This window comes from Paracoccus sp. R86501, from assembly GCF_042466435.1.
In the GTDB taxonomy this organism is placed as follows: Bacteria; Pseudomonadota; Alphaproteobacteria; order Rhodobacterales; family Rhodobacteraceae; genus Paracoccus.
Window position 1 is genome coordinate 2,414,530 of sequence record NZ_JAXHPZ010000001.1, and the last position, 26,203, is coordinate 2,440,732.

At 64.0% G+C, this 26,203-nt stretch carries 26 protein-coding genes; 9 read left to right on the forward strand and 17 right to left on the reverse strand.

The annotated features are described in order from the left end of the window. Window positions 1-40 precede the first annotated feature (40 nt). From SJY40_RS11790 to gltX, 3 genes are all read right to left on the reverse strand, one after another. Window positions 41-706 (reverse strand): SDR family NAD(P)-dependent oxidoreductase, encoded by a 666-nt coding sequence (locus SJY40_RS11790; protein ID WP_378946528.1) that lies wholly within the window; start codon window positions 704-706, stop codon window positions 41-43. 98 nt (window positions 707-804) lie between these two features. Beyond that, window positions 805-2,094, reverse strand: coding sequence for a citrate synthase (locus SJY40_RS11795; RefSeq protein WP_378946531.1), 1,290 nt, complete (start codon window positions 2,092-2,094; stop codon window positions 805-807). A gap of 77 nt (window positions 2,095-2,171) precedes the next feature. Further along, on the reverse strand, window positions 2,172-3,569 hold the full coding sequence (gene gltX, locus SJY40_RS11800) for a glutamate--tRNA ligase (protein WP_378946534.1): 1,398 nt from the start codon (window positions 3,567-3,569) through the stop codon (window positions 2,172-2,174). A gap of 118 nt (window positions 3,570-3,687) precedes the next feature. Here gltX and SJY40_RS11805 point away from each other — a divergent pair, with 118 nt between their 5' ends. Further along, entirely contained in the window at window positions 3,688-5,820 is a 2,133-nt protein-coding gene (locus SJY40_RS11805; protein WP_378946537.1) for a ComEC/Rec2 family competence protein, read from the forward strand. A gap of 57 nt (window positions 5,821-5,877) precedes the next feature. Here SJY40_RS11805 and SJY40_RS11810 read toward each other — a convergent pair whose 3' ends face one another. Then, entirely contained in the window at window positions 5,878-7,239 is a 1,362-nt protein-coding gene (locus tag SJY40_RS11810; RefSeq protein WP_378946540.1) for an aminotransferase, read from the reverse strand. A 154-nt stretch (window positions 7,240-7,393) separates the two neighbouring features. On the opposite strand from SJY40_RS11810, the gene SJY40_RS11815 reads away from it, so the two are divergent. Then, window positions 7,394-8,716 carry an alpha/beta hydrolase family protein gene (locus SJY40_RS11815; RefSeq protein WP_378946543.1) on the forward strand — a complete coding sequence of 441 codons (1,323 nt, stop codon included), beginning with the start codon at window positions 7,394-7,396 and terminating at the stop codon, window positions 8,714-8,716. Window position 8,717: 1 nt separating this feature from the next. Here the strand turns inward: SJY40_RS11815 and SJY40_RS11820 are convergent, their stop codons facing one another. Beyond that, a complete protein-coding gene (locus SJY40_RS11820; RefSeq protein ID WP_378946546.1) occupies window positions 8,718-9,047 on the reverse strand; it encodes a TfoX/Sxy family DNA transformation protein in 330 nt (109 codons plus the stop codon). Between the two features lie 62 nt (window positions 9,048-9,109). Between SJY40_RS11820 and miaB the strand changes: the two genes are divergently transcribed. Continuing rightward, a complete protein-coding gene (gene miaB / locus SJY40_RS11825; RefSeq protein WP_378946549.1) occupies window positions 9,110-10,447 on the forward strand; it encodes a tRNA (N6-isopentenyl adenosine(37)-C2)-methylthiotransferase MiaB in 1,338 nt (445 codons plus the stop codon). 65 nt (window positions 10,448-10,512) lie between these two features. Here miaB and queE read toward each other — a convergent pair whose 3' ends face one another. The 4 genes from queE to polA form a co-directional block, all read right to left on the reverse strand. After that, complete coding sequence (queE, locus tag SJY40_RS11830) at window positions 10,513-11,223, reverse strand: 7-carboxy-7-deazaguanine synthase QueE (protein WP_378946552.1); 711 nt, start codon at window positions 11,221-11,223, stop codon at window positions 10,513-10,515. Continuing rightward, on the reverse strand, window positions 11,220-11,573 hold the full coding sequence (gene queD / locus SJY40_RS11835) for a 6-carboxytetrahydropterin synthase QueD (RefSeq protein WP_378946555.1): 354 nt from the start codon (window positions 11,571-11,573) through the stop codon (window positions 11,220-11,222). The genes queE and queD overlap by 4 nt, the downstream gene beginning before the upstream one ends. Continuing rightward, window positions 11,573-12,274 (reverse strand): 7-cyano-7-deazaguanine synthase QueC, encoded by a 702-nt coding sequence (gene queC / locus SJY40_RS11840; protein WP_378946558.1) that lies wholly within the window; start codon window positions 12,272-12,274, stop codon window positions 11,573-11,575. The genes queD and queC overlap by 1 nt, the downstream gene beginning before the upstream one ends. A gap of 135 nt (window positions 12,275-12,409) precedes the next feature. Then, window positions 12,410-15,208, reverse strand: coding sequence for a DNA polymerase I (gene polA, locus SJY40_RS11845; protein WP_378946560.1), 2,799 nt, complete (start codon window positions 15,206-15,208; stop codon window positions 12,410-12,412). 78 nt (window positions 15,209-15,286) lie between these two features. Between polA and SJY40_RS11850 the strand changes: the two genes are divergently transcribed. Beyond that, entirely contained in the window at window positions 15,287-15,463 is a 177-nt protein-coding gene (locus SJY40_RS11850; RefSeq protein WP_378946563.1) for a DUF2256 domain-containing protein, read from the forward strand. A 58-nt stretch (window positions 15,464-15,521) separates the two neighbouring features. Here the strand turns inward: SJY40_RS11850 and SJY40_RS11855 are convergent, their stop codons facing one another. Beyond that, entirely contained in the window at window positions 15,522-15,710 is a 189-nt protein-coding gene (locus SJY40_RS11855) for a zinc-finger domain-containing protein (protein WP_378948416.1), read from the reverse strand. Window positions 15,711-15,861: 151 nt separating this feature from the next. Here SJY40_RS11855 and SJY40_RS11860 point away from each other — a divergent pair, with 151 nt between their 5' ends. Further along, window positions 15,862-16,788, forward strand: coding sequence for an ABC transporter ATP-binding protein (locus tag SJY40_RS11860; RefSeq protein ID WP_378946566.1), 927 nt, complete (start codon window positions 15,862-15,864; stop codon window positions 16,786-16,788). A 21-nt stretch (window positions 16,789-16,809) separates the two neighbouring features. Here SJY40_RS11860 and SJY40_RS11865 read toward each other — a convergent pair whose 3' ends face one another. Together SJY40_RS11865 and SJY40_RS11870 are read right to left on the reverse strand one after the other, a co-directional pair. Further along, window positions 16,810-17,190: a histidine triad nucleotide-binding protein gene (locus tag SJY40_RS11865; protein WP_378946569.1), complete on the reverse strand. Its 381-nt coding sequence runs from the start codon at window positions 17,188-17,190 to the stop codon at window positions 16,810-16,812. 12 nt (window positions 17,191-17,202) lie between these two features. Then, the gene (locus SJY40_RS11870; RefSeq protein WP_378946572.1) at window positions 17,203-18,780 is read right to left on the reverse strand and encodes a DUF5928 domain-containing protein; all 1,578 of its coding nucleotides are present in this window, start codon (window positions 18,778-18,780) and stop codon (window positions 17,203-17,205) included. 170 nt (window positions 18,781-18,950) lie between these two features. Here SJY40_RS11870 and SJY40_RS11875 point away from each other — a divergent pair, with 170 nt between their 5' ends. Further along, a complete protein-coding gene (locus tag SJY40_RS11875; protein ID WP_378946575.1) occupies window positions 18,951-19,769 on the forward strand; it encodes a sulfotransferase family protein in 819 nt (272 codons plus the stop codon). 61 nt (window positions 19,770-19,830) lie between these two features. Here the strand turns inward: SJY40_RS11875 and dps are convergent, their stop codons facing one another. The 5 genes from dps to ndk form a co-directional block, all read right to left on the reverse strand. Continuing rightward, window positions 19,831-20,304: a DNA starvation/stationary phase protection protein Dps gene (gene dps, locus SJY40_RS11880; RefSeq protein ID WP_378946578.1), complete on the reverse strand. Its 474-nt coding sequence runs from the start codon at window positions 20,302-20,304 to the stop codon at window positions 19,831-19,833. A 162-nt stretch (window positions 20,305-20,466) separates the two neighbouring features. Further along, window positions 20,467-20,700 carry an acyl carrier protein gene (locus SJY40_RS11885; RefSeq protein ID WP_089342680.1) on the reverse strand — a complete coding sequence of 78 codons (234 nt, stop codon included), beginning with the start codon at window positions 20,698-20,700 and terminating at the stop codon, window positions 20,467-20,469. Between the two features lie 170 nt (window positions 20,701-20,870). Next, a complete protein-coding gene (fabG, locus tag SJY40_RS11890) occupies window positions 20,871-21,608 on the reverse strand; it encodes a 3-oxoacyl-ACP reductase FabG (protein ID WP_378948419.1) in 738 nt (245 codons plus the stop codon). A 27-nt stretch (window positions 21,609-21,635) separates the two neighbouring features. Further along, entirely contained in the window at window positions 21,636-22,562 is a 927-nt protein-coding gene (gene fabD / locus SJY40_RS11895) for an ACP S-malonyltransferase (protein ID WP_378946582.1), read from the reverse strand. A gap of 132 nt (window positions 22,563-22,694) precedes the next feature. After that, window positions 22,695-23,117 (reverse strand): nucleoside-diphosphate kinase, encoded by a 423-nt coding sequence (gene ndk, locus SJY40_RS11900; protein WP_378946585.1) that lies wholly within the window; start codon window positions 23,115-23,117, stop codon window positions 22,695-22,697. 200 nt (window positions 23,118-23,317) lie between these two features. Between ndk and SJY40_RS11905 the strand changes: the two genes are divergently transcribed. From SJY40_RS11905 to SJY40_RS11915, 3 genes are all read left to right on the forward strand, one after another. Then, entirely contained in the window at window positions 23,318-24,400 is a 1,083-nt protein-coding gene (locus SJY40_RS11905; RefSeq protein ID WP_378946588.1) for an AI-2E family transporter, read from the forward strand. A gap of 98 nt (window positions 24,401-24,498) precedes the next feature. Further along, window positions 24,499-25,263, forward strand: coding sequence for a GNAT family N-acetyltransferase (locus SJY40_RS11910; RefSeq protein ID WP_378946590.1), 765 nt, complete (start codon window positions 24,499-24,501; stop codon window positions 25,261-25,263). A gap of 124 nt (window positions 25,264-25,387) precedes the next feature. Further along, window positions 25,388-26,203 (forward strand): urease accessory protein UreD, encoded by an 816-nt coding sequence (locus tag SJY40_RS11915; RefSeq protein WP_378946593.1) that lies wholly within the window; start codon window positions 25,388-25,390, stop codon window positions 26,201-26,203.

Below are 26,203 nucleotides of genomic sequence, written 5' to 3' on the forward strand. Positions count from 1 at the left end.
CGGGGGGCGGGCAGCCCCCCGCCCGTCGCGGGACGCAATGCTACAGCGCGTTCAGGATGCGCTTGGCCTCGGACTGACAAGACGTCAGTTGGTCGCGATCCTCGCCGGGGAAGAAACGGGCGCGGGTCGCGGTCGGCATGGGCGCCGGGCTGTCGATCACCACGCGCGGTCCCATGCGGGCCGTTTCCGCCTGCCACGACCGGACCAGCGCGATCTGCGCGGCCTTCGTCGCCCCATAGGCGCCAAAGAACTTCTGCCCGCCACGCGGATCGTCGAAGAAAATCGACGTCCCATCATTGCGGCGCAGCAGAGGCTCCAGCAAGGCGATCAAGCCGCGCGTCACCTCGACGTTCATCAGCATCGACTTGGACCAGTCGCGGCCTTCGATATGGGGGGCGGGCGACATGGGTGCCGCATGGACGGCGCAATGCGCCCAGAGGTCCAGACCGCCCCAACGCCCCTCGATGGCCTTCGCCATCTGCTGCATTGCGGCCGCGTCGCCGATATCCATCGGCGCCAGCGTCGCCTGCCCGCCCGCCGTGCGGATGCGGTTGTCCAATTCCTCAAGGCCGCCTACGGTCCGGGCCACCGCCAGCACGTGATATCCACGCCCCGCCAGTTCCTCGGCCAAGGCTGCCCCCAGACCCCGCGAGGCCCCTGTCACCAACGCCAGCTTGGGCGCTTTTGCCTGATCATGTTCACTCATGCCCGATCCATTGCCATTGCCACGCCCGTCACGCAAGCCCTTCGTTGCCCCATGAAAAAGGGCCCGCGAACGGGCCCCTTTCCAGTCATCGACAGATCTCAGCGCTTCGAGAAATCGACGTAATCGCGCTTTTCCGAACCGACATACAGCTGACGCGGGCGGCCGATCTTGTTCTGCGGATCGCCGATCATCTCTTTCCACTGGGCAATCCAGCCGACGGTGCGCGACAGCGCGAAGATCGGCGTGAACATCGAGGTGGGGAAGCCCATGGCCTCAAGGATGATGCCCGAATAGAAATCGACGTTCGGATACAGCTTCTTGCTGACGAAATACTCGTCCTCAAGGGCGATCCGCTCCAGCTCCTTGGCGACCTGCAGGGTGGGGTTGTCGCCAACGCCCAGCAGATCCAGAACCTCGTCGGCCAATTCCTTCATCACGTTCGCACGCGGGTCGAAGTTCTTGTAGACGCGGTGACCGAAGCCCATCAGGCGGAACGGATCGTCCTTGTCCTTGGCACGGGCGATGAATTCCGGAATGCGGTTGACGGCGCCGATCTCGCGCAGCATTTCCAGGCAGGCCTGGTTGGCGCCGCCATGTGCCGGACCCCACAGGCAGGCGATGCCCGCAGCGATACAGGCGAAGGGGTTCGCGCCCGACGACCCGGCCAGACGCACCGTCGAGGTCGAGGCGTTCTGTTCGTGATCGGCATGCAGCGTGAAGATACGGTCCATGGCACGCGCCAAGGCCGGGTTGACCTTGTATTTCTCGGCCGGGACCGAGAAGCACATGTTCAGGAAGTTCGACGCGTAATCCAGCTCGTTGTCGGGATAGACGAAGGGCTGGCCGATCGAATATTTATAGGCCATCGCGGCAATCGTCGGCAGCTTGGCGATCAGGCGGATCGAGGCGACCTCGCGCTGCCAGCTGTCGCCGATGTCGGTGCTGTCATGATAGAAGGCCGACATGGCCCCCACGACGCCGACCATCGTGGCCATCGGATGCGCATCGCGGCGGAACCCGCGGAAGAAGTTGTGCATCTGTTCGTGCACCATCGTGTGACGCGTCACGCGGGTGCGGAAGTCTTCCATCTGGGTCTTGGTCGGCAGTTCGCCGTAAAGCAGCAGATAGCAGACCTCCAGATAGTTGGACTGACCGGCCAGCTGTTCGATGGGATAGCCGCGGTACCACAGTTCACCCTTGTCGCCATCGATGAAGGTGATGGTGCTGTCGCAGCTGGCGGTCGAGGTGAAGCCGGGGTCATAGGTAAAGACGTCGGCCTGGCCGTACAGCTTGCGGATGTCCAATACATCCGGCCCCTGCGTCGGGCTGAGGATCGGAAGTTCGTAATCCTGATCGTTGATTCGCAGTTTGGCGCTCTTGTCTGCCATCCTGTACGTCCTTTCCGGCTAAGCCGCATGGCCCGTCGTGAAAACAGGCAGGCCATGCGGACAAGTGAAAGCAGGCTTCAGCCTGCCAAATCGGTCTGGTCCTGAAGCCGGGCCAGCGTTTCGTCGCGGCCAAGCGCAATCATCATGTCGAACACACTGGGGGTTGCGCTGGTCCCTGCCAGGGCGGCCCGCAAGGGGCCGGCGATCTTGCCAAGGCCCACGCCGTGTTGTTCCGCGATCTGCTTGGCAGCCCCCTCCAGCTCGTCTCGGGTCCAGCTAGCATTCTGCACTGCGGCAGTCAATGATTTCAGCATACCACGGGATACCGAGTCCAGATTCTTGGCCGCCTTGTCATCGACCTGAATGGGCCGTTCGACCAGCGCAAAGCGCGCCTGCGTCAACAGGGCGGGCAGCGTTCTGGCCTTTTCCTTCAGCGCCGGCATGGCTGCTTCGATGCGCTGATGCTGCACCTGCGTCAGGGGTTCGCTGTTCGATTCCGTAACGTAATCATGCAACGCCGCCATGACATCGGCATCGGCCATCTGGCCGATATGATGGCCGCTGACATGTTCCAGCTTCTTGAAATCCAGACGCGCGGGCGCACGGCCGATGCCCGACAGGTCGAACCATTCGCGGGCCTGCGCATCGTCGAACAGCTCGTCGTCGCCATGGCTCCAGCCAAGGCGGGCCAGATAGTTGCGCATCGCGGCGGGCGGGTATCCCAGGGCCGCGAATTCATGCAGGCCGACAGCGCCGTGACGCTTGGACAGCTTCTTGCCGTCCTCGCCGTGGATCAGCGGGATATGGGCAAAGACCGGACGGTCCCAGCCCATCGCATCATAGATCTGGATCTGGCGGGCGGTGTTGGTCAGGTGGTCATCGCCGCGCACGACATGAGTCACGCCCATATCGTGATCGTCCACCACCACGGCCAGCATATAGGTCGGCGTGCCATCGCTGCGCAGCAGGACCATGTCGTCCAGCTGGTCGTTGGCCACGCGCACATCGCCCTGCACTTCGTCAGCGATCACCGTTTCACCGTCGCGCGGGGCCTTCAGGCGGATCGCATAGGGCGCGTCCGACAGCTCCGTTGCATCGCGCCACGGGCTGATGAAGGGCTGACGGGGGTTTTCTTCGCGCCATGCGGCTATTTCATCGGTGGTGGAAAAGCATTTGTAGGCCTTGCCCGCCGCCAGCATCTGGTTGGCGACCTCGGCATGGCGGTCCTTGCGTTCGAACTGGCTGACGGGTTCGCCGTCCCAGTCCAGCCCCAGCCACTCCAGCCCCTTCAGGATGGCGGCGGTGGCTTCGGGGGTGGACCGGGCGCGGTCGGTATCCTCGATCCGCAGCAGGAACTTGCCGCCGCGACCGCGGGCATAAAGCCAGTTGAACAGCGCCGTGCGCGCCCCACCGACATGCAGATACCCGGTGGGCGAAGGGGCGAAACGGGTGACGACTGAGGGGGTATCGGACATGGGAGCCTTCGGAAAATATCGTGATGCGACACGGGCGATCGGGCGTTAACGCTTTGGTAACGGTCGCCGTGCCATCCTTGAGCGCAATTGATAATCAACAGGCCGCGAAAGGACAAGGATGTTGCCCCAAACGGGCGCGGCCCCGACGACCCGCCATGCCACCGCCTTTCGCCCCCGCCCCGCCGCCGCCGCGCGTGCGGGGCTGTTCCCATGGGTGCCGGTGCTGTTGTCGGTGGGGATCGCCCTGTGGTTCTGGCGGCCGGCCCTGTTGAACACAGGGCAATGGGTCGCGTTGGCCGCGGTGGTCGCGGGATCGCTGGCGTTGGCGCTGTCGGCCCATCGCATCGCCGCGCGGGGCAGGATCGGCTGGCAGATGGCCGATGCGCTGCATCTGGGGTCGCTGGCGGTGATGCTGATGGCGCTTGGGGTCGGGCTGGCGGGTTGGCGCGCGGCCCATGTCGCGGCCCCCGTGCTGGAATGGCGCTATTACGGTCCCGTCGAAGGCCGCGTGACCGAGATCGACCGATCCTCGCGCGACCGGATGCGGGTGACGCTGGATCAGGTGGTCTTGCGCGACCTGTCCCCCGACCGGACCCCCGCCAAGGTGCGCCTTTCTTTGATGGACCCCGATGCGCAACTGCCGCCCCTTGGTCAGCGGGTGATGCTGACAGGGCACCTGGGGCCGCCATCCCCGCCCGCAGCGCCGGGCAGCTTCGATTTCCGCACCTATGCGTGGTTTCAGGAACTGGGCGCGGTCGGCTATTCCCGCACGCCGATCATGGCGGTGGCGCAGCCTGCGGGGGGCATCTGGTGGTTGCACCGTGCGCGGCTGAAGGTCAGCGCCGCCATCCGCGACCGGATTGGTGGGCAGGCGGGCGGCGTGGCCTCGGCGCTGATGACCGGCGACCGGTCGGGCATCTCGGAACAGACGAACGAGATAATGCGGGCCTCGAACCTCTATCACATCATCTCGATTTCGGGGCTGCACATGGGGATGCTGGCGGGCTTCGTCTATTCCGGGCTGCGGTTGCTGACCGTGGTGGTTCAGGGCGCGGGGATCGGGCTGGGTCGGCCCCTGCACAAATGGGCCGCGGGGGGCGCGCTGGCAGCAGCGGCGGCCTATCTGTGGCTGTCGGGCGGAGGTGTGGCGACGGAACGCGCCTTCGTCATGGTGGCCGTCATGCTGGGGGCGATCCTGGCCGACAGGCGGGCGATATCCTTCCGGTCGGTGGCGCTGGCAGGCACCGTCATCCTGATCCTCACCCCCGAGGCCGTCACCGGCGCGGGCTTCCAGATGAGCTTTGCCGCCACCATCGCCCTGATCATCAGCTATGGCCCTTGGTCGCGGATCGCGCCGTGGTTCCCGTGGTGGATCAAGCCGGTGGCGATGCTGGTGGTGTCCTCTCTGGTGGCAGCGCTGGCCACCTCGCCCATTGCGGCGGCGCATTTCAACCGGATGGCGCAATACGGCCTGCTGGCAAACCTGCTGGCGGTTCCGGTCATGGGCACGCTGGTCATGCCCGCAGGCGTCATCGGCGCGGTGCTGGCACTGGTCGGGGCCGAGGCACCTGCCCTGTGGGTCATGGGGATCGGCACGCAATGGATGCTGCTGGTTGCGGAATATGTGGCGGGCCTTGGCGGCGCGGTCATGGCCGTCGCCAAGCCCCCCGCCACCGTCATCCCGATGATGGAGTTCGGCGCCGTGCTGGCCATCCTGTGTTGGCGCGACAAGGCCCATCGCAACATGGCACAGACCTGCGGGCTGGCGGTGGGCATGGCGATGATGGTCGCATCCGCTGCCATCTGGGCCACCGCCCATCGCCCCCTGATCCTGATCGCCCCCGAGGGCGAGGCCGTGGGCCTGATGACCGATCAGGGCCGCGCGGTGTCCAAGCCCAAGGGCGGCGCCTTCGTCATCTCGTCCTGGCTGCAGGAAGATGGCGACATGGACACGCAGGAAACATCCGCCGCCCGCCCTGCATGGCAGGGCGACAAACGGGACCGATGGGCCGCGCTGCCCGATGGCTGGCAGCTGTGGCACCTGACCGGCAAGGGGTCCGGCGACCGCGCGCGCGATGCATGCAAGCCCAAGCGCATCGTCGTGGTGGCCGAAAAGCTGGACCTGAAGCGCCCCGCCTGCCTGCTGTTCGATCCTGCCAGCCTGCGGCGCACGGGGGCCGTGGCGATCGACTTCAGACAAGGCACACCCGTTTGGCGACAGGGCGACATGTCCCCCCTGCGGCTGCGCTGAAACGACGAACGCCCGACCGTTTTACGGGCCGGGCGTCGCGATGTCGTCGCGGGGAAATCAGGCGACTTCGGCGAAGACCTTGCCCAGCGCCTTGTCCAGCTTTTCGAACATCTCGTCCATCTGCGCCTCGGTCATGATGAAGGGCGGGCAGAGGACGATGGACTGGCCCAGGGGCCGGCAGATCAGCCCCATGTCGGTACAGGTGTTGGCAATGCGTTCGCTGACCGACAGCGACCCGTCGAAGGGGGTCTTGGTGGCCTTGTCCTTGACCGCCTCCAGCGCCCACATGAAGCCCACGCCGCGATATTCGCCGATGTTGGGGTTCTGGGCCAGCTGGCGCAGGTTGTCCTCGAAACGCGGGGCAAGGTTGCGGACGTTCTCGGCCAGCCCCTCGTTCATCACCACGTCGATGGCCTTCAGCGCCACCGCGCAGCCGACCGGATGCCCCGAGGCGGTGAAGCCATGCGGGAATTCCTCAATCTTCTCGATCGCGGCCTGCAGGCGCTCGGCCAGTTCCGGCCCCAGGATGACCGCGCCCATCGGGAACAGCCCCGCCGTCAGGTTTTTCGAACTGATGATCGCATCTGGCATCAAGTCATAGGTCTGTGCGCCCCAAGTGTTGCCCGTGCGCCCGAAGCCGGTGATCACCTCGTCCGAGATCATGGGGATGCCGTATTTCTTCAGGATCGGCATAACCGCCTGGAAATACCCCTGCGAGGGCGGTATGACCCCGCCCGCGCCCTGCACGGGTTCGGCAAAGAAGCCCGCGATGGTGTCGGCGCCTTCCTTCTGGATCGTCTCCTCCAGCTCGCGCGCAAGGCGGGCGGTGAACTGATCCTCGGTCTCGCCCTCGGCGCCATAGCGCCAATAATGCGGGCAGCCGACATGGATGAAGCCCGGCAGCGGCAGGCCGAAGACCTCATTATAGGGTTTGCCGGTCATGCTGGCCGACACCGCCGTCACGCCGTGATAGGCGTTCCAGCGGGTGATGATCTTGCGCTTCTGCGGGTTGCCTTCGGATGCGTGCATGAACCACAGCATCTTGACCATGGTGTCGTTCGCTTCCGACCCCGAGTTCGTATAGAACACCTTGCCGCTGGAAAACGGCGAGACCTCGACCAGCTTTTCCGACAGCATCACCGTCTGGTCGGACATGCGCCCGAAGAAGGCGTGATAGCCCGGAAAGCGGTCGTATTGATCCTTGGCGGCTTGGGCCAGACCCTTGTGGTCAAAGCCCGCGACCATGTTCCACAGGCCCGAGTTGGCATCCAGATAGCGGTTGCCGTTCACATCGACCACATAGGGGCCTTCGCCATGGGTCAGAACGACCGCGCCGCGTTTGTGAACGCTGGGCAGGTCGGTGAACCCGTAAAGGGAATATTCGTCTGCGCGCGCTTCCCAGCTTTGCGGTGTCTTCATGGTGATGCTCCTCAACCGGATCTTGCGGGCAGGCTATCCGCGCCGCAGCGCGCGTTCAATGGGGCCTGTGAACGGGGCCGCCTGACCGTTCGTCAGCCTTGTCAGGCGGCCCGACCACATGCACAGTCTGCACATTCCCCGAGGAGGACCCCGCATGAGACAGCTGATGATGGCCGCCGCGGCGGTGATGGCCTGCGCCGCACCGCTTGCCGCACAGGATACCGCGAAGGACGCGCCAGTGAACCGCATCGACCTGATCCGCCCCGACGCGCCGGAACTGGCCCCCTATGGCCCCTTCCCCGTGGGCGTCAGGGCGGCGGAATTCACCGACCCCGACCGCATCGACGTCAAGGCCACCACCGCGACGGGCACGCCGCCGCGCGGCCCCCGCACCCTGCCCGCCGAGATCTGGTATCCCGCAGCCCAGGGCACCGCGCCCGGCATCGATTACGACACCATGCTTCGCGACGGCGAGACGCAGATCCAGCTGCATGGCCGCGCCAGCCGCGACGCCACGCCCGCGGATGGCAGCTTCCCCCTGCTGATCGTGTCCCACGGCTTTCCCGGCAACCGCTATCTTCTAAGCCATCTGGCCGAGAACATGGCATCCAAGGGCTATGTCGTCGTCGCGGCCGATCATCCCGAAAGCACTTATGACGATATGGGGCCTTTCACCTCGACCCTGGTGAACCGTGCGGTGGATCAGCGGTTCCTGCTGGACAGCATGGCAGCCTTGGATGACGACCTCGGCGCGATCACCGATGCCGACAACACGGGCGTCGTCGGCTATTCCATGGGCGGCTATGGTGCGATGATCTTCGGCGGTGCGGGCGTGACGGAAACCGCCGTCCAGCGCGACCAGCCTGAACGCTTCATTCCGCCGCAACAGCTGCTGTCGCGGCTGCAGGCGGGCAGTGACGAACATGCCGATCTGGTCGATCCGCGCGTCAAGGCCGTGATGGCCGTCGCCCCTTGGGGTCGCCAATACGAATTCTGGGACGCCGAGGGTCTGGCCGGTTTCGAAAAGCCGCTGATGCTGGTCGCGGGCAGCGCCGACGACGTGTCGCAATATGATGCCATCCGCCAGATCTTCGACCAGACCACAGGCACCACGCGCCACCTGCTGACCTTCAACGATGCCAATCACAACGCCGCCGCCGCCATGCCCGCGCCGGTCGAATCCTGGAAGCACTCGGAAAGCCTGGGCCGCGCTCCCTTCGACCATTACGCCGATGCGGTCTGGGACACGGTGCGGATGAACAACATCCTGCAGCATTTCGCCACGGCCTATTTCGACCTGCATCTGAAGGGCGATCAGGACAAGGCGCGCTTTCTGGACCTGACACCTGCCTCGGATGACGGTGTTCAGGCGCTGGACGACGACGGCAAGCCGACTGCCGAAAACACCTATTGGGCGGGCTTCCCCGATCGCAGCGCCAAGGGCCTGCGGTTCGAAACCCACGCCAAGGGCGAATGATCTAGCCGGGGCGGCGCAGGCCTATGGCATCCAGTTCGGCCTCGATGCCGGACAGGGCGCCGCCCCGGACCTCTGCGACCAGCGCATCGAAACGCGCGCGCAGGGCGGTCTTTTCGTCGCCCTTGCAATCGTTCCACGGGCGACCCTGCAGCGCCATGTGCATGACGTAATAGCCGATGAAATGCGGACGCTCGCCCCCGACCAGCAGGGCGCGATAGGCGGCATCCGCCCCCATCGCCCGCAAGGTGGCCGCATCAGGGATGCCCACCGCCATCAGCGACGCCGCCGTGGCGGGACCGATATTGCGAATCGTGACCAGATCGCTGTCCATGGCAGCCTTCCCAAAAGCCCAGATTTCCTGTACCAGCGCGCGAACCCCAAGGACAGTGTGGCATGACCGATCAAGCCCAGACCGCACCGGCGGCCAAGAAACTTTTCATCAAGACCTACGGCTGTCAGATGAACGTCTATGACAGCCAGCGCATGGCCGAGGCCATGGGCGCAGAAGGCTATGTCCTGACCGAAGATCAGGCGCAGGCCGACATGGTCCTGCTGAACACCTGCCACATTCGCGAAAAGGCGGCTGAAAAGCTGTATTCGGACCTGGGCCGCCTGCGGTCGCTGAAGGTCGCCAAGCCTGACATGAAGATCGGCGTCGCAGGCTGCGTGGCCCAGGCCGAGGGCGCCGAGATCACCCGCCGCATGCCTCAGGTCGATCTGGTCGTCGGGCCGCAATCCTATCACCGGCTGCCCGCGATGGCGCGGGGCGAAGGCCCCAGCATCGACACCGATTTTCCGGCCGAAGACAAATTCGATCACCTGCCCGAACGCATGGCCACCCGCCGCGCGCCCGCTGCGTTTTTGACGGTGCAGGAAGGCTGCGACAAATTCTGCGCCTTCTGCGTCGTCCCCTATACCCGCGGGGCCGAGGTCAGCCGCCCCGTCGACCGCATCCTCTCCGAGGCGCGCAATCTGGTCGCCCGCGGCGTGCGTGAATTGACCCTGCTGGGCCAGAACGTGAATGGCTGGCACGGGGTCGGTCCCGATGGCCGCGAATGGGGCTTTGGCCGCCTGATCCGCGCCATCGCCGAAATCGACGGGCTGGACCGTATCCGCTATACCACCAGTCACCCCAACGACATGGCCGATGACCTGATCGCCGCACATGGCGATGTGCCGCAGCTGATGCCCTATCTGCATCTGCCGGTCCAATCGGGCAGCGACCGCATCCTGAAGGCGATGAACCGCAAGCATACGGCCGAACAGTATCTGCGCCTGATCGACCGCATCCGCGCCGCGCGCCCCGACATCCTGATGACCAGTGATTTCATCGTCGGCTTCCCGGGCGAGACCGATCAGGACCACGCCGCCACCCTGCGGCTGGTGGAACAGGTGGGCTTTGGCACGGCCTTCAGCTTCAAATACTCGCCCCGCCCCGGCACCACCGCCTATGACCGCCCCGAGGTCGAAGCAGCCGTCGCAGACGCCCGGCTGCACGAACTTCAAGCGCTGCTGGGTCGCCAACAACAGGCCGTCCAGCAGGACATGGTCGGGCGCACGCTCGGCGTGCTGTTCGAAAAGCCGGGTCGCGAAACGGGCCAGATGATCGGCAAGTCGGATTACCTGCATCCGGTATTCGTGGATGCCCCGCAGGCGCAGCCCGGCGATCTGGTCCAGGTGCGGATCGTCGAAAGCCGCTCGAACTCGCTGCGCGGCGAATTGCTGACCTGACATTGCCAATGGTGCGGCGCGGGGGGTCCGGGGGGCGGCAAGCCCCCCGGCGTCGCGGGACGCAATCAGACCCCGCGCAGGTTTCCCCACAGCATGACGTGCAATTGCGGCAGGACCCGCGCCCGGAACCACCGGTCCGAGGTGACCTTTTCCACCAGCCACAGCACCCGGTCGGCCACATCCTGCGCCGCCACCGGCACTTCGGGATCGACCTCGGGGTTGCCGGGCTGCAGATACAGCGGCAGATCGGGATAGCGGGCAGCGGCATCCTTCGCCCATTCGTAATCGATGTCGTCAAAGATCACGATCTTGATCACCGTCTGGCGCGCCGTCCGTCCCGCTTGCACGCAAGCCTCGAGCGCATCCCAATCCACCACCTGATCGCTGGAAGGTGGCTTGGGGCTGAGGGCCAGCATATCCAGATCGCCGAACCAAGGCCGCGCGATCGACCCTTGGGTTTCGCAGGCAAAGCGATAGCCATCGCGCTTGCCCATCGCGATCACCGGCCCGAAATCCTGAATCGCCGGATTCCCGCCTGAAATCGAGACCGTCAGCGGTACCCCGCCCGACAGATCGCGCACCTTTTCCCAGACCTGTACAGGCTCCAACGGGGCCCATGCCTCTCGGAAGGCGCTGTCCACGGCATGCATCGAATCACACCAGCTGCAGCGGTAGTCACAGCCACCAGCGCGGACAAAGATGGTGGGTTCGCCGATCAGCGCGCCCTCGCCCTGAATGGTGGGGCCAAAGATTTCAGCGATGCGAAGGCGGGTCATGGGCGATACTCGGCCCAGGTCTTGGGCGTCTCGCTGATCTTGACGGCAGTGGTTTCGGGCCAGCGGGCCTTGCACCAGTCAAAGAAATGCCGCGCCATGTTTTCGGCAGTCGAGGGACCTTCCAGCACGTCGTTCAGATGGCGGTGATCGAAGGTCCCGTCGATGTAATCCTTCAGCGGCTTCAGTTCATGGTAGTCGCGCACGAATCCGTCGCTGTTCAGATCGGCCGACGCCAGTTCGACCACCACGATGTAATTATGCCCGTGCAGCCGCGCGCATTGATGATCGCCCGGCAGATGCGTCAGCTGATGCGAGGCACTGAAGTGGAATTCCTTGCTGATCCTGTACATTACGCCCCCTCATGCGCGGCGATGGCCGCTTGCCAGTAATCGGGATCGGCGTATTCGGTGGGGTCGTTGACGCCCGCCAGATGGAAAGCCTCGCGCCGTTCGACGCAGGTGCCACAGCGTCCGCAGTGACGGTCGCCGCCCTTGTAACAGGACCATGTTTCGGCAAACGGCGTGTTATGGCGCGCGCCCTCGGCCACGATGTCGGCCTTGGTCGCGTGGACGAAGGGAACATGCAGATCGATATCGGCATAGCCGTCCAGCGCCGCCTTTTGCATGGCACCAAAGGCATCCGTAAAGGCCGGGCGGCAATCGGGATAGATGAAGTGATCGCCCCCATGCACAGCCGCCGCGACCGCATCATCGCCATTGGCCGCAGCAATACCGAAGGCGATGGTCAGCATGATCGGGTTGCGGTTGGGAACGACGGTGACACGCATCGTTTCCTCGGCGTAATGGCCGTCGGGAACGTCGATGTCATCGGTCAGGGCAGAACCCGACAACGCGGCGCCAAGGCCCGACAGATCGACCAGATGAAACGGCACGCCAAGGCGCCGGGCGCAGGCGGCGGCAAAGTCCAGTTCCTTGCGGTGGCGCTGGCCGTAATCGAAGCTGACAATGCGCGACAGCTTGCCCTGCCCGGCAAGGCTATGCGCCAAAGAAACGGAATCGAGTCCGCCAGAGCAGACGAGTGTGGTCTTCATATCTGTAACCCTTGTTTTTGTGACCCGGGTAGGCTGCGACCGGGTGCGTGCCGATTATCAGCGGGCGTGCTAAAAGTGAAGGGCGGGGAAGACCCCGCCCTTCATGGGTATTTAGACAACCGAGAAATGCGGGCCTTAGTGCGCGTCGGCCCAGTTCAGGCCCTGCCCCGCCTCGACCGTCAGTGGAACAGAGAGTTTCAGGACAGGCTCGGCGGCGTTTTCCATGATGTCGCGGGCGACCTTGATCAGATCATCGACAGCATCGTCGCGCACCTCGAAGACCAGTTCGTCATGGACCTGCAACAGCATGCGTGCGGGCAGATCCTTGATGGCATCGGGCATGCGGATCATGGCGCGGCGGATGATGTCGGCGGCTGCCCCCTGGATCGGCGCGTTGATCGCCGCACGGCGTGCGCCACCTGCGGCGGGGCCGGACTGGTTGATGCCGGGCGTGTTGATGCGCCGCCCGAACATGGTCCGCACAAAGCCGTCCCGTTTCGCGTCGGCCACCGTCTTGTCCATATAGGCGCGGATTTCGGGGAAGCGTTCGAAATAGGTGTCGATGAAGCTTTGCGCCTCGGCCCGCGGGATGCGCAGGTTGCGCGACAGCCCGAACCCCGAGATGCCATAGATGACGCCAAAGTTGATCGCCTTGGCCTGACGGCGAATCATGGGGTCCATGCCTTCGACCGGGACGCCGAACATCTGGCTGGCGGTCATGGCGTGGATGTCGATATCGTCGCGGAACGCCTGCTTCAGCGCCGGAATATCCGCGACATGGGCCAGAATCCGCAGTTCGATCTGGCTGTAGTCCAGGCTGACCAGCTTGTAGCCGTCGGGGGCGACGAAGGCCTGACGGATGCGGCGGCCTTCCTCGGAACGGATCGGGATATTCTGCAGGTTCGGCTCGCTTGAGGCCAAGCGCCCCGTCTGCGCGCCGGTGATGGAATAGCTGGTATGGACGCGCCCGGTTTCCGGGTTCACATAGGTCTGCAGCGCGTCGGTATAGGTCGATTTCAGCTTGCTGATCTGGCGCCAATCAAGGACGCGGGCGGGCAGATCGTGCCCTTCGGCTGCCAAGTCTTCCAGAACATCGGCGCTGGTGGAAAAGGCACCGGTCTTGCCCTGCTTGCCGCCTTGCATGCCCATCCGGTCGAACAGGATTTCGCCCAGCTGCTTGGGGCTGCCGATGTTGAATTTTTCGCCGGCCAGTTCGTGGATCTCATCCTCCAGCTGGGCCAATTTCTGGGCGAAAACGTTCGACATCTGGTTCAGGGTGGCACCATCGACGCGGATGCCCGTCATCTCCATTTCGGCCAGCACCGGGATCATCGGGCGCTCCAGCGTCTGATAGGCGGTCATCACCTGCTGGTCGGGCAGCATCGGCAGGAAATGCTGGTAAAGGCGCAGGGTGACATCGGCGTCTTCAGCCGCATAGGGGGCGGCCTTGTCGATCGCCACCTGCCCGAAGTGGATCTGGCTTTTGCCCGAGCCGATCAGTTCCTTGATGGGAATGCATTTATGGCCAAGATAGCGTTCCGCCAGTTCGTCCATGCCGTGATTATGCGTGCCCGCGTTCAACGCATAGGACATCAGCATCGTGTCGGCCAAGGGCGTCATCTGGATGCCCAGACGTGCCAGAATCTTCCAGTCATATTTCAGGTTCTGCCCGATCTTCAGGATCGAGGCGTCTTCCAGCAGCGGCTTCAACGCGGCCAACACGGCCCGCGTATCCAGCTGGCCTTCGACCAGTGCGGATTTGCCGAACAGATCGTCGCCACCCGCGACATGGCCAAGCGGGACATAGCAGGCCTTGCCAGGTGCAACGGCCAGCGAAATGCCGACCAGATCGGCGCGCATTTCATCCAGACCCGTCGTTTCGGTATCGATGGCCACCTGTCCTGCATCGCGGATGGCGGCGATCCAGTTATCCAGCGCGGCCATATCGGTCACGGTCTCATAGGCTGCGGTGTCGATGGCGGGCTGTTCAGGGGCGGCGGGCGCATCGGCCACGGGGGGCGTGACGATCGCAGGGGCCTCGGCGCCCAGCTTGTCGGCAATGCGGTTCGTCAAGGTCCGCAGCTCCATCAGCGACAGGAAGTCCAGCAGGGTCTGCGGATCGGGGTCGCGCACTTCCAGACTGTCCAGCGTGAAATCCAGCGGCGTGTCGCAATCCAGCGCGACCAGACGGCGGCTGATGCGGATCTGTTCGGCATGGTCGATCAGGGTCTGGCGACGCTTGGGCTGTTTGATCTCACCCGCGCGTTCCAGCAGCGCATCCAGATCGCCATATTCGTTGATCAGCAGGGCAGCGGTCTTGATGCCGATGCCGGGCGCGCCGGGGACGTTGTTGACCGCATCGCCTGCCAGCGCCTGCACGTCGATGACGCGGTCTGGGCCAACGCCGAATTTCTCCATCACCTCGTCGGGGCCGATCAGCTTGTTCTTGATCGGGTCCAGCATATCGACGCCGTTGCCGACCAGCTGCATCAGGTCCTTGTCGCTGCTGATGATGGTGACGCTGCCACCCGCATCGCGCGCCTTGCAGGACAGGGCGGCGATGATGTCATCGGCCTCGTACCCTTCGGTCTCGATGCAGGCGATGTTGAAGGCGCGGGTCGCGTCCCGGGTCAGCGGGAATTGCGGGCGCAGATCCTCGGGGGCCTCGGGGCGGTTCGCCTTGTATTGGGGATAAATCTCGTTGCGGAACGTCTTCGACGAATGGTCGAAGATCACCGCCGCATGGGTCGGCGCGCTGCTCCCATCCTCGTTCTGGACATAGCGCCACAGCATGTTGCAGAACCCCGCGACAGCCCCCATCGGCAGGCCGTCGGATTTCCGCGTCAACGGCGGCAGCGCGTGATAGGCGCGGAAGATGAAGGCCGATCCGTCGATCAGATGCAGGTGGCAGCCCTTGCCGAATGCGTCGCTCATGCTCAACTTCCCCTGTGGTCAGGCATGTCTTCTGCCACGCCCGCGCCGAAATCTCCAGATGCCGAAAGAACGCGACAGATGCCCAAGATGCGCCGCAAGGCCGACCTGCCCCACAAGACCTGCGCGACCTGCGGCTTGCCATTCGCATGGCGCAAGAAATGGGCGAAAGATTGGGATCAGGTCAAATACTGTTCCGACCGTTGCCGGAACGACGCCCGAAGGTCGGGGAAAGGTGGCGAAGCCACCCGGCCTTGACGGCCCCCTCGATGGGGGCTGGCAAGGCCTGCCGCTCGGGCATCAAGGGCCGTCGTCTTCAGTGGTCGTCGTGGGCGTGCGCGCGGTCGATGACGAAGCGTTTGTCGCAATAACCGCAATCGACAAAGCCCGCTTCCGGCGCGATGGCCAGCCAGACGCGCGGATGGCCCAGCCCCGCGCCATCGTCGCCATCACAGCTGACGCGCCATTTGGTGACCACTTCGGTCACGGGCGCGGGCAAGTTCATCGCCTCGGCTCCGGTTTCGGTTAACAGAGGCGTTTCGGGCGTAACGTGTTGGGTCATGGGCTGGCCTTCTTGTGGCGGCGGGCTTCATCTGGTCTAACCCATCCAATAGCGCAGCGCCGCCTGCCTTCGCAAGCACTGCAAGGATTGCCCCATGCCCGACGCCCTTCAGATCACCGGTCTTCGCAAGACCTATGCCGCCCAAGGCAACGCACCTGCCAAACACGCGCTGAAGGGGGTGGACCTGACCATCAGGGCGGGCAGCATCTTCGGCCTGCTGGGTCCGAATGGTGCGGGCAAATCCACCATGATCAACATTCTGGCCGGTCTGGTGAACAAGACCGCGGGACAGGTGGTCATCTGGGGCTTCGATCAGGATGTGAACCCGCGCCAGTCGCGGGCCGCCATCGGAGTCATGCCGCAGGAACTGAACATGGACCCCTTCTTCACCCCCCGCGCCAGCCTCGAGGTGCAGGCGGGTCTTTACGGCGTCCCGAAATCCGAACGCTGGACGGATGAGCTGCTGGAACTGGTCGGCCTGACCGATCAGGCCAATGCCTATGCCCGCAATCTGTCGGGCGGGATGAAACGGCGGCTGTTGCTGGCCAAGGCGCTGGTCCACCGCCCGCAAATCCTTGTGCTGGACGAACCGACGGCGGGCGTGGACATCACCCTGCGCGAGATGCTGTGGGCCAATGTGCGCAAGCTGAACGAACAGGGCATGACCATCATCCTGACCACGCATTATCTGGAAGAGGCCGAACAGATGTGCGACGAAATCGCCATCATCAACCACGGCGAACTGGTGGTGCGTCAGAACACCCGCGATTTGCTGTCGCGGACCGATGGCAAGACGCTGGTACTGGACACCGGCGGCCCGGTCACCCTGCCCGCCCTGCCCCAAGGTGTGCGCCACGAACGCCGGACCGACGGGCGGCTGGCCATCACCTATCCTCCGTCGAAGCTGCGGGCCGATCAGGTGCTGGACGCGCTGCGCGATGCAGGCATCCCGATTCTGGACGTCGCGACCGAACAGCCCGATCTGGAAGATGTCTTCGTCGAACTGACGCGCGGCAAGTGACCCTGCCGCGCGGCGGGCAGGTCAGTCGCGCAGGCTGACCATCGGCCCCATCATCCGCCCGCCCATGATGTGCAGGTGGAAATGCGGAACCTCTTGCACGCCATGTTCGCCGGCATTGGTGATGGCGCGGAAACCGTCGCCATCCTCAAGACCGATACCCTCGGACGCGACGACCTTGGCGCATAGCCGCATGAAGCCCGCGATCTCGGCATCCGAGGCATTGGCCGAAAAATCGTCGAAGCTGACATAGGCGCCCTTCGGGATCACCAGCACATGGTGCGGTGCCTTGGGCGAGATGTCGCGAAAGGCCAGCGCGTGATCGTTTTCGGCCACTGTGTCGTTCGGGATCTCTCCGCGCAGGATCTTGGCGAAGATGTTGCTGTCGTCATAGGCGAAACCCATAGGGAAACCTTTCTAGTCGTCGAACAGATGCGGCGTTTCCGCCAGCGTGCGGGCCTGATCGGCCGGGATCTTGAAAAAGCTGGCCAGCGCCTTGGCGTTTTCCTCGGGGACGGCCTTTTCCGAGATGATGGACAGATGGCTGAGGCCGGCCTCTTTCAGGCGATCGGCCTCGTGCTGCAGGTCGTTGCGCACGATGGGCAGCAGGCTTTCCACCTGCGCCTGCGGGGCGTCATCGGCCACCAGACCCACGCGCCCCATATGCCCGCGCACATAGTCGTCGTCGAAAACGCTTTCGATAAACAGCACCCGCACCTCGGACCGGTCGTTGGCGAAATCGCTGATCAGGCTCAGTGCCGAGGGATCGACGCAGAATGCCAGCCTGCCGGTGTCGAACTGGTCGAACATCAGCTTGACCAGCGCCCTGCGGTGGCGTTCCCGCTTGCCGACCGAGGATTCGACGCCGCCCATTTCCGGCAGGTTCGCCTCGGCTTCGTTGAAGACGTAATCCACGGCGGGAATGTCGGTGTGATACCGCGTAGCGGCGGTCAGGCGCTTGGCGATATGCCACTTCTTCGCCACGATGATATGTGCCACGCGATTATTGCCCAGACTGCCGTCGGTTTCCCAGAAACGCGGCGCGAAACGCCGCCCGATACGCCCCCGCCCCGTCAGAAAGCTGAACAGACGGCGCCCTTCGGCGGCGATGGGAAAGTTCTGGCCGATCGCCTGCCACAGCGCGCCCAGCCTTTCGCGCAGCTCCAGCGCCTCGGGGCTGATCTTGCGGGCGAACAGATAATCCTGCCGCAGCAGCAGATCGTAATGGTCGTTGTAGAATGTCACCGGCATCCCGTAATCGGTGAAGATCAGGAAGGTCAGCGTGCGTGTGCGGATCTGGGTCTTGGGAACGACGTGGGACACCAGCGTCTGGAAAAAGGTTTCATCCGGAATCCAGGTGGTGCTGAAAAAGCGCGGGATCTCGGGTCGCTGGCGGATCAGGTCCAGGATCGCCTCGATGGTTTGGCGGCGCAAGCACCACCATTGTGACCCGATCATCACCTGCAGATCGCGGGGCACCTGCCGCGTCATCCCAAAGCGTTTCTGCAAATTGAAGCTGGTATAGAACAGCCACTTCTGGGTGCGTTCGTTGAACCAGTGGCGATAGATCAGGCGCTCTTCCTTGAAGCCGGTCTTGATCCAGTCGCTTTTGAAATAATCGAAGCTCTCTACGTAATCGCAATCCTCGGCGTCCAGAAAGGACCGCGCGAATTCGCCGGATTTGATGGGCATGCAATCGCCCGACAGCATGTAGAAATGCGTGGCTTGGGGAAAGGCGGCCTCGGCGGCGCGCAGGGCCTCCAGCGTGGCGGCGACCAGCGACCATTCCCCCCACCCGCATTTCAGCCTGCGCTGCGCGAAGGCGACGCCCGGATGATCGCCAAGCGCATCCTTGATCTGCTGGAACATCGCGGCGGGGGCGCGCTTGTCGAAATGGATCGAGACGAAATCTCCGGTGGCCGTCAGACGTCGCGCCTGATCGATCACGCCCTGCGGATCCTTATGTGTCAGCAGGATGAAGGCAATCCGCGCCATGTTTCGAAGACCTCCCCCGGACCAATTGTACGAGCATTGACGTAAGACGTTGAAAATCTCTGTCAGTTTTGCTTTGAGTGTGTAACCATTTTTAACGTTGGGACAAGCAGCACGACCCGTCAGCCTATATTCGTCAGGTCAGATGCCCACAATCTCGGAGTATTACGCGTATGGGTTTCCCCGGCGTTTGGATGACGGAAAGTGAAAGCATGATCTATCGGGTCGTGCCAAAATGCGCATGCTCGACCATCGGGCAGATCATGTTCCATTCGGATCATGGGCGCTTTTTCGATGGCGATATCCACGACGCGACCGAGGGCATGCACAAATGGGCCCAGGAAAACAGCCACGAGCCCATCGAACGCGCCGTCCGCGCCCATGAGGCCGTGACCTTCACTTGTGTCCGCAACCCGTATGCGCGCCTGCTGTCGTCGTTCTTCGACAAGATCGCCGGCATCCAGCGCAATGGCCGTCGTTACCGTGGCAATCTGGTGCCCCAATTGATCCAGCGTTATGGAATCGATGTCGGCAGCCCGGAAAACGGCTTCGAGTTCGATCAGGTCGCCAGCTTCCGCCGGTTCCTGCTGTTCACCCGCGATACCATCCGTTTCCGCAAACCTATGGAGCCTGATATCCATTGGTCGGCCATGTCGGGCCATATCTCGACCTTCATCGTGAACGGTGGGCGGTACGACCGGATCTTCCACACCGAATCCTTCAACGACGGGATGCAAAAGGTGCTGGATCAGGCTGATACCAAGGTTCGGATCGATCTGGACCAGGTGCCGCGCTTCAACGAATCCGAAGGGCACGGCCCCAAGCGCGCGCATAAGGTCAGCGAGTATTTCGACGACCTGTCGCGGCATCTGATCTGGGAAATCTACAAGGATGATTTCCAGCTGTTCAAATACGACTTCGACGATCCGGACAACAAGTTCCCCGTGGCCGAGGTGGATATCCCCGAGGTTCACGCCAAGCTAGGTCGCTGATCTGAACACACGATGTAAAAAAGGGCGCCCCGTGGGGCGCCCTTATTCGTTCGAACCGCAGTTATTCCAGATGGCTTTCCAGGAACCACAGGTCCTTGTCCGCCGTCCGTGATGCGGCGGTGAAGATGTCGGCGGTATTCGCCTCGCCGGCCTCATCAGTGGTGTCGATGGCCTTGCGCAGGTTCTCACCGTGGTCGCGCAGGCGGTCGCAAAGTTCCTTGATGTGATCGTTGGCCTTGGTCACATCGGTCGGATAGGGCTTCAGCGTCGATTCCTTGGCGATGTTCTCGGCCGTCCCGACCGCAACGCCGTCCAGGATCTGGATCCGCTCGGCAAAGACGTCCAGATGTTCGTTCAGCCGCGCGTAGACGCCGTCCAGAAATTCATGCACGGCGATGAAGTTGATGCCCTTCATGTTCCAATGCGCCTGCTTGATGGCCAGCGACAGCGCCAGACCATCGGCCAGACGGGCGTTCAGTTCCGAGATCGCGGTCTTGCGGGCGTTGTCGGTCAGCCCCTTCACGTTCACAGCCATGATAAGCTCCTTTGTCGTCATTCGGGCCTACAACCCGAACGGCATGACGCAGGTTCCACCCATCGCATGGGCATCAGGAAACCGGACATGAAAAAACGGCGCCCCCTTGCGGGAAGCGCCGTCTTGGACGTTGCCCCTGACGGGGCAACCAAAGGCGTCGGATCAGACCGCGCCCTTGATGAAGCTCACTGCGTCGCCAACCGTCTGGATGGTTTCTGCGGCGTCGTCGGGGATTTCGATCCCGAACTCTTCTTCGAAGGCCATAACCAGCTCGACGGTGTCGAGGCTGTCTGCGCCCAGATCGTCGATGAACGAAGCGGCTTCGACCACTTTGTCTTCGTCAACACCCAGGTGCTCGACTACGATCTTCTTCACGCGATCAGCGATATCGCTCATGTCATATCCTCATTTCGCGGGCATCCGCCCATTTTTTGCACGGGCAAGCGGCCCGATTCAGCACAGGGCGGTTCCCCTGCTGCTAAAGCCGGGGATATAGCACCCATGAACCTTCATGCAACCGCTTTCGCAACAGTTCCTGCGTGACGTTGCATGCGGGCCAAGGCCCGTCAGATCATCGCCATGCCGCCATTCACATGCAAGGTGGTGCCGGTGACGTAACCTGCCTGCGGGCTGGCCAGATACAGCACCGCCGCGCCGATATCATCCGGGCTGCCCATCTGGCCTGCCGGGATCTGGGTCAGGATCTTGGATTTCTGGTCGTCGGTCAGCTTGTCAGTCATCGGCGTGGCGATGAAACCGGGGGCCACGCAGTTCACGGTGATGCCACGGCTTGCGACCTCATAGGCCAGCGATTTCGACATGCCGACCAGACCCGCCTTGGCGGCGGCATAGTTGCCCTGCCCCGGATTGCCCGTGGACCCCACGACCGAGGTGATGTTGACGATCCGCCCCCACCGCGCCTTCATCATGCCGCGCAGAACCGACCGCGACAGCTTGAAGACGCTGGTCAGGTTCACATCCATCACCTGTGCCCATTCGTCGTCGGACATGCGCATGAACAGGTTGTCGCGCGTGATGCCGGCGTTGTTGACCAGCACGTCGATGCTGCCCATCGCCTCGGCCGCGGCCTTGGGAAGGGCTGCCACCGATTCGGGATCGCCCAGATTGGCCAGAACCACATGCGCGCGGTCGCCCAACTTGTCGGCCAGTTCGCGCAAGGGTGCCTCGCGCGTGCCGGACAGGGCGACGGTCGCCCCCGCGCCATGCAGCGCCGTGGCGATCGCGCCGCCGATACCGCCCGAAGCGCCCGTCACCAGCGCCGTCTTACCCGTCAGATCGAACATCTTCGCCTCATCCATTCGTGTCATGTCTTATGCCTTCAGCGCCGCGATATCGGCGGGTGCGCCGATGTTGCGGACGGCCGCGTCCTTGACGATGCGCTTGATCATGCCCGACAGCGCTTTGCCCGCGCCGATTTCCCAAAACTCGGTCACGCCGCCTTCGGCCAGATTGGCCATCGACTCGCGCCAGCGCACGGTGCCGGTGACCTGTTCGACCAGCAGACGGCGGATGGCGCCCGGCTCGATCACCGGTTCGGCGCGCACATTGGCAATCAGCGGCACGGCGGGGGCCTGGATGTTGACGCCTGCCAGCGCATCCGCCATGACAGCGGCGGCGGGCTGCATCAGCACCGAATGGAAGGGCGCCGAGACCGGCAACAGCAGCGCCCGCTTGGCACCGGCTTCCTTCATCGCGGCCATGGCCTGTTCGACCGCACCCTTATGCCCCGAGATCACAACCTGACCCGGATCATTGTCATTGGCGGCCTGCACGACCTCATCGCCACCCACATCGCGGGCGATGCGGTCCACGGTTTCGAAATCCAGTCCCAAGATGGCGGCCATGGCGCCGATGCCCACGGGCACGGCCTCTTGCATGGCCTGTCCGCGCAGGCGCAGCAGGCGGGCGGTGTCCGACAGCGTCAGTGAACCGGCGGCGCAAAGCGCGGAATATTCGCCAAGCGAATGTCCGGCCACGAAATCGGCGTCATTGATGTTGATGCCTTCGGCTTCCATCGCGCGGAAGGCCGCGATCGAGGTCGCCATCAGTGCCGGCTGCGCGTTCTGCGTCAGGGTCAGCGTTTCGGCATCGCCTTCCCAGATCAGGGCGGACAGCTTTTCCCCAAGCGCCTCGTCCACTTCGTCGAAAACGTCGCGCGCGGCGGGATAGGCCTCGGCCAGTTCACGCCCCATGCCGACGGTCTGCGCCCCTTGTCCCGGAAACACGAATGCCCGCATCTTGGCCCCCAAATTGATTGATCGTTGCTTATGGCAATAGCCTGCCCGCCACCTTCCCGCAACCAAGCCCATGATCCGCGCATGAAAAAGGGCCCCCGAAGGGGCCCCTTTCCGGTCCATCACAAGTGGCGATCAGCCGACCAGTTCAAGACCCGAGAAGAAGAAGGCGATCTCTTCCGCAGCGGTTTCGGGGGCGTCCGAACCGTGGACCGAGTTTTCGCCCATCGACAGTGCGAATTCCTTGCGGATGGTGCCGGCATCGGCCTTTTCGGGGTTCGTTGCGCCCATCACTTCGCGGTTCTTGGCAATGGCGTTCTCGCCTTCCAGAACCTGAACGACGACCGGCTCGGATGCCATGAAGTCGACCAGTTCGCCATAGAAGGGGCGATCCTTGTGGACTTCGTAGAACTTGCCGGCCTGAGCGGTTGACAGGTGCAGGCGCTTTTGCGCGACGATGCGCAGGCCGGCATCTTCGAACTTGGCGTTGATCTTGCCGGTCAGGTTGCGGCGGGTAGCGTCGGGCTTGATGATGGAAAGGGTGCGTTCGGTGGCCATTGGGTCATACCTTGTCTGACAGGCGGGACATGCCCGCCGTGAACTGAAATCCGCGTCCGAATAACAGGCTCGCCCGCATCGGGCAAGACGCCGGGCATGTCATGGCCCCGAATGGAACATGCGTTTCGCAGATCCCGGGGGAACCGCAGGGGCCAGCCGCGGTTGGACACGCAAAGCCCCGCCGTCCAAGGATCCCACATATGCCCCAGACCTTTTCCGAACGACCGCAGGCCGAACCGCGCCGCCTGACCCTTGGCACCTTTGCCACCGCCGCCGCCGTCGCGATCCTGATCGCCGCGCTGTGGTTCTGGTCCAATATCGTGATGCTGGGCTTTGGCGCGGTGCTGATCGCCATCGCCCTGCGTGCGGGTGCGCAAGGATTGCACCGCCATCTGGGACTGAACGTCAAGCTGGGGGTGCTGGCCGTGGTGCTGGCCTTCGTGGCGGTCGTCGCCGGGGTGGTGATGCTGGCGGGACAACCTGTCGCCGATCAGTTCGGGCAGCTGGTGCAGGGTCTGCCCAAGTCGTGGGACCGCGTGCGGGAATGGGCGTCGGGGAATGTCATCGCCTCGGCGATCAGCGATCAGGTGCAGGCCTCGGACCAGATGGAGGAAGGCGCATCCAAGTTGGCCAGCAACCTGCCCGACATCATGGGCCGTCTGACGGGCATGGTCGACATGGTGATCGGCGGGCTCTCATCGGTGCTGCTGATGCTGATGGTGGCAATCTTCGTCGCGCTCGAGGCACCGACCTATCGCCGCGGCGCCATCAGGCTGGTGCCCCCCGGCCACCGCACCCGTGCCCGCCACATCATGGCCGAGCTGGGCGGCCAGTTGGGCCGCTGGATGGCGGGCCAAGCGCTGGACATGGCCATCGTCGCCGTGCTGGCGGGCATCGGGCTGTGGTTGCTGGGCGTGCCGCTGGCGCTGCTGCTGGCGCTGATCGCGGGCATCACCAACATCGTGCCGATCATCGGGCCGGTATTTTCGGGTGGCATCGCGGCGCTGTTTTCGCTGTCCCAAGGCTTTGACACCGCGCTCTATGTGGCTCTGCTGTTCACGGCCATCCAGATGTTCGAGGGCAATCTGCTGATGCCCCTGATCCAGCGCTTTGCCGTGCAGCTGCCCCCGGCCCTGACCATCATCGCCATCATGGCCTTTGGCGCCCTGTTCGGCTTTGCCGGGGTGATTCTGGCGGCCCCGCTGCTGATCGTGACGATGCTGCTGGTCCGCCGCATCTATATCGAGGGTATCCTTGGCGACACGGAAGATGGCGACAGCTAAGGCAGGGGACGCGTCTTTTTCCTGCCACCCGTCGGCATTTCGTGATTTCGACACATGGGCGGAGTATACTCTCCACAGGTTCAGCCAGGGGTCACGCCATGCAGCCGATCACCAAGGGTCTTTATCGGGCACGTCTGGCGGAAACGCCCGCCGATCTGCAGGCCACCCAGCGGCTGCGCTGGACCTGCTTCATGGCGCGTGAGGGGCAGGACGACGATGGCGTCAGCCTGGACCGCGACGCGCTGGACGACGACTGCAGCCACATGATGATCGAACAGCTGGCGACGGGGCGGCTGATCTGCTGTTTCCGCTTTCTGCCGCTGAGCGACGGTTCCCAGATCGCCCGCAGCTATTCCGCGCAATTTTATGACTTGGCGGCCTTGGGCAGCTTCGATGGCCCCATGGTCGAAATGGGGCGCTTTTGCATCCATCCCGACATCCATGACCCCAATATCGTGCGGCTGGCCTGGGCGGCGCTGACCCGTTTCGTCGATCAGACCGGGGTCGAGATGCTGTTCGGATGCTCCAGCTTCACCGGCTGCGAACCCGAACCCCACGCCGAGGCCTTTGCCATGCTGAAGGAACGCCATCTGGCCCCGCGCCGCTGGTGGCCCCGCGTCAAGGCGCCCAAGGTCTTCCGCTTTGCCCGCGCCCTGCGGTTGCGCAAACCCGACCCGCGGCAGGCGATGGCCGCCATGCCGCCACTGCTGCGCAGCTATCTGGCGATGGGGGGCTGGGTCAGCGACCATGCCGTCGTCGATCCGGCGCTGCGGACCATGCATGTCTTTACCGGTGTGGAAATTCGCGCCATCCCACCCGCGCGCAAACGCCTGTTGCACGCGATGCTGGACCAGCCAGCCTGACTTCGCCTACCGCGCAGGCAATCTGCCCGTTTCACATGCAACGGCCCGCCCGATGCCCGCATGGCAAGCAACATCCGCGCCGAACGCGGTTGACCTTGCCCGCCCCCGCGCGCCCCTTGCCCATATGTTCGACACAGCCACACATGCGACCAAGATGCAGCGCAGCCATGGGGCGGCGCATGTCGTCATGGGACCGCGCGGGCTGATCGATCTGGCGCAGCAAGGCTCGGCCAAGGCGCAACTGCCGCGCATGACCAAGGGCCTGCCGGAAATTGTGTTCCTGAACACCTCGGGCGGGTTGGCATCGGGGGATAAGTTGCGCTTTGCGGTCGATCTGCGGGATGGCACGCGGGCCCTGGCGACGACCCAGACCGCCGAACGCGCCTATCGCGCCAATGATGCCCCTGCCCGTGCACAGGTCGCGCTGAGCGTCGGCAAGGGCGGCTGGCTGGACTGGCTGCCACAGGAAACCATCCTCTATGACAATGCCCGGCTGGAACGCGACACGCAGGTCGATCTGGCGGGCGACGCGGGCTGCATGCTGCTGGAGATCCTAGTTCTGGGCCGCCTGGCCATGGGTGAAACCATCAGCCACCTGCACCTGCGCGACCGCCGCGTGGTGCGCCGCGATGGCCGGGTGATCCACCATGACGCGCTGGCGCTTGATGATGCCGCCCTGTCCCGCCTGAACGACCCCGCCATGCTGGATGGCGCGCGGGTCATGGCCAGCATGGCGATCATCGCCGCCGATGCCGCCGACCTGCTGCCGCGTGCGCGGGCAGTGCTGGACGAACCGGGCGTGACCGCCGCCGCCAGTGCCCTGCCCGGGCGGCTGTGTCTGCGCATCCTGTCCCATGACAACTGGCCGCTGCGGCGGCAGGTGAACCGACTGCTGGGCGCGCTGCGTCCTGATCCCCTTCCCCGTATCTGGCAGGTCTGA

Excerpts from the sequence above, each read along its gene's own strand:
- SJY40_RS11790 (WP_378946528.1), bottom strand. The coding sequence starts at position 706 with ATGAGTGAACATGATCAGGCAAAAGCGCCCAAGCTGGCGTTGGTGACA.
- SJY40_RS11795 (WP_378946531.1), bottom strand. The coding sequence starts at position 2,094 with ATGGCAGACAAGAGCGCCAAACTGCGAATCAACGATCAGGATTACGAA.
- gltX (WP_378946534.1), bottom strand. The coding sequence starts at position 3,569 with ATGTCCGATACCCCCTCAGTCGTCACCCGTTTCGCCCCTTCGCCCACC.
- SJY40_RS11805 (WP_378946537.1), top strand. The coding sequence starts at position 3,688 with ATGTTGCCCCAAACGGGCGCGGCCCCGACGACCCGCCATGCCACCGCC.
- SJY40_RS11810 (WP_378946540.1), bottom strand. The coding sequence starts at position 7,239 with ATGAAGACACCGCAAAGCTGGGAAGCGCGCGCAGACGAATATTCCCTT.
- SJY40_RS11815 (WP_378946543.1), top strand. The coding sequence starts at position 7,394 with ATGAGACAGCTGATGATGGCCGCCGCGGCGGTGATGGCCTGCGCCGCA.
- SJY40_RS11820 (WP_378946546.1), bottom strand. The coding sequence starts at position 9,047 with ATGGACAGCGATCTGGTCACGATTCGCAATATCGGTCCCGCCACGGCG.
- miaB (WP_378946549.1), top strand. The coding sequence starts at position 9,110 with ATGACCGATCAAGCCCAGACCGCACCGGCGGCCAAGAAACTTTTCATC.
- queE (WP_378946552.1), bottom strand. The coding sequence starts at position 11,223 with ATGACCCGCCTTCGCATCGCTGAAATCTTTGGCCCCACCATTCAGGGC.
- queD (WP_378946555.1), bottom strand. The coding sequence starts at position 11,573 with ATGTACAGGATCAGCAAGGAATTCCACTTCAGTGCCTCGCATCAGCTG.
- queC (WP_378946558.1), bottom strand. The coding sequence starts at position 12,274 with ATGAAGACCACACTCGTCTGCTCTGGCGGACTCGATTCCGTTTCTTTG.
- polA (WP_378946560.1), bottom strand. The coding sequence starts at position 15,208 with ATGAGCGACGCATTCGGCAAGGGCTGCCACCTGCATCTGATCGACGGA.
- SJY40_RS11850 (WP_378946563.1), top strand. The coding sequence starts at position 15,287 with ATGCCCAAGATGCGCCGCAAGGCCGACCTGCCCCACAAGACCTGCGCG.
- SJY40_RS11855 (WP_378948416.1), bottom strand. The coding sequence starts at position 15,710 with ATGAACTTGCCCGCGCCCGTGACCGAAGTGGTCACCAAATGGCGCGTC.
- SJY40_RS11860 (WP_378946566.1), top strand. The coding sequence starts at position 15,862 with ATGCCCGACGCCCTTCAGATCACCGGTCTTCGCAAGACCTATGCCGCC.
- SJY40_RS11865 (WP_378946569.1), bottom strand. The coding sequence starts at position 17,190 with ATGGGTTTCGCCTATGACGACAGCAACATCTTCGCCAAGATCCTGCGC.
- SJY40_RS11870 (WP_378946572.1), bottom strand. The coding sequence starts at position 18,780 with ATGGCGCGGATTGCCTTCATCCTGCTGACACATAAGGATCCGCAGGGC.
- SJY40_RS11875 (WP_378946575.1), top strand. The coding sequence starts at position 18,951 with ATGGGTTTCCCCGGCGTTTGGATGACGGAAAGTGAAAGCATGATCTAT.
- dps (WP_378946578.1), bottom strand. The coding sequence starts at position 20,304 with ATGGCTGTGAACGTGAAGGGGCTGACCGACAACGCCCGCAAGACCGCG.
- SJY40_RS11885 (WP_089342680.1), bottom strand. The coding sequence starts at position 20,700 with ATGAGCGATATCGCTGATCGCGTGAAGAAGATCGTAGTCGAGCACCTG.
- fabG (WP_378948419.1), bottom strand. The coding sequence starts at position 21,608 with ATGTTCGATCTGACGGGTAAGACGGCGCTGGTGACGGGCGCTTCGGGC.
- fabD (WP_378946582.1), bottom strand. The coding sequence starts at position 22,562 with ATGCGGGCATTCGTGTTTCCGGGACAAGGGGCGCAGACCGTCGGCATG.
- ndk (WP_378946585.1), bottom strand. The coding sequence starts at position 23,117 with ATGGCCACCGAACGCACCCTTTCCATCATCAAGCCCGACGCTACCCGC.
- SJY40_RS11905 (WP_378946588.1), top strand. The coding sequence starts at position 23,318 with ATGCCCCAGACCTTTTCCGAACGACCGCAGGCCGAACCGCGCCGCCTG.
- SJY40_RS11910 (WP_378946590.1), top strand. The coding sequence starts at position 24,499 with ATGCAGCCGATCACCAAGGGTCTTTATCGGGCACGTCTGGCGGAAACG.
- SJY40_RS11915 (WP_378946593.1), top strand. The coding sequence starts at position 25,388 with ATGTTCGACACAGCCACACATGCGACCAAGATGCAGCGCAGCCATGGG.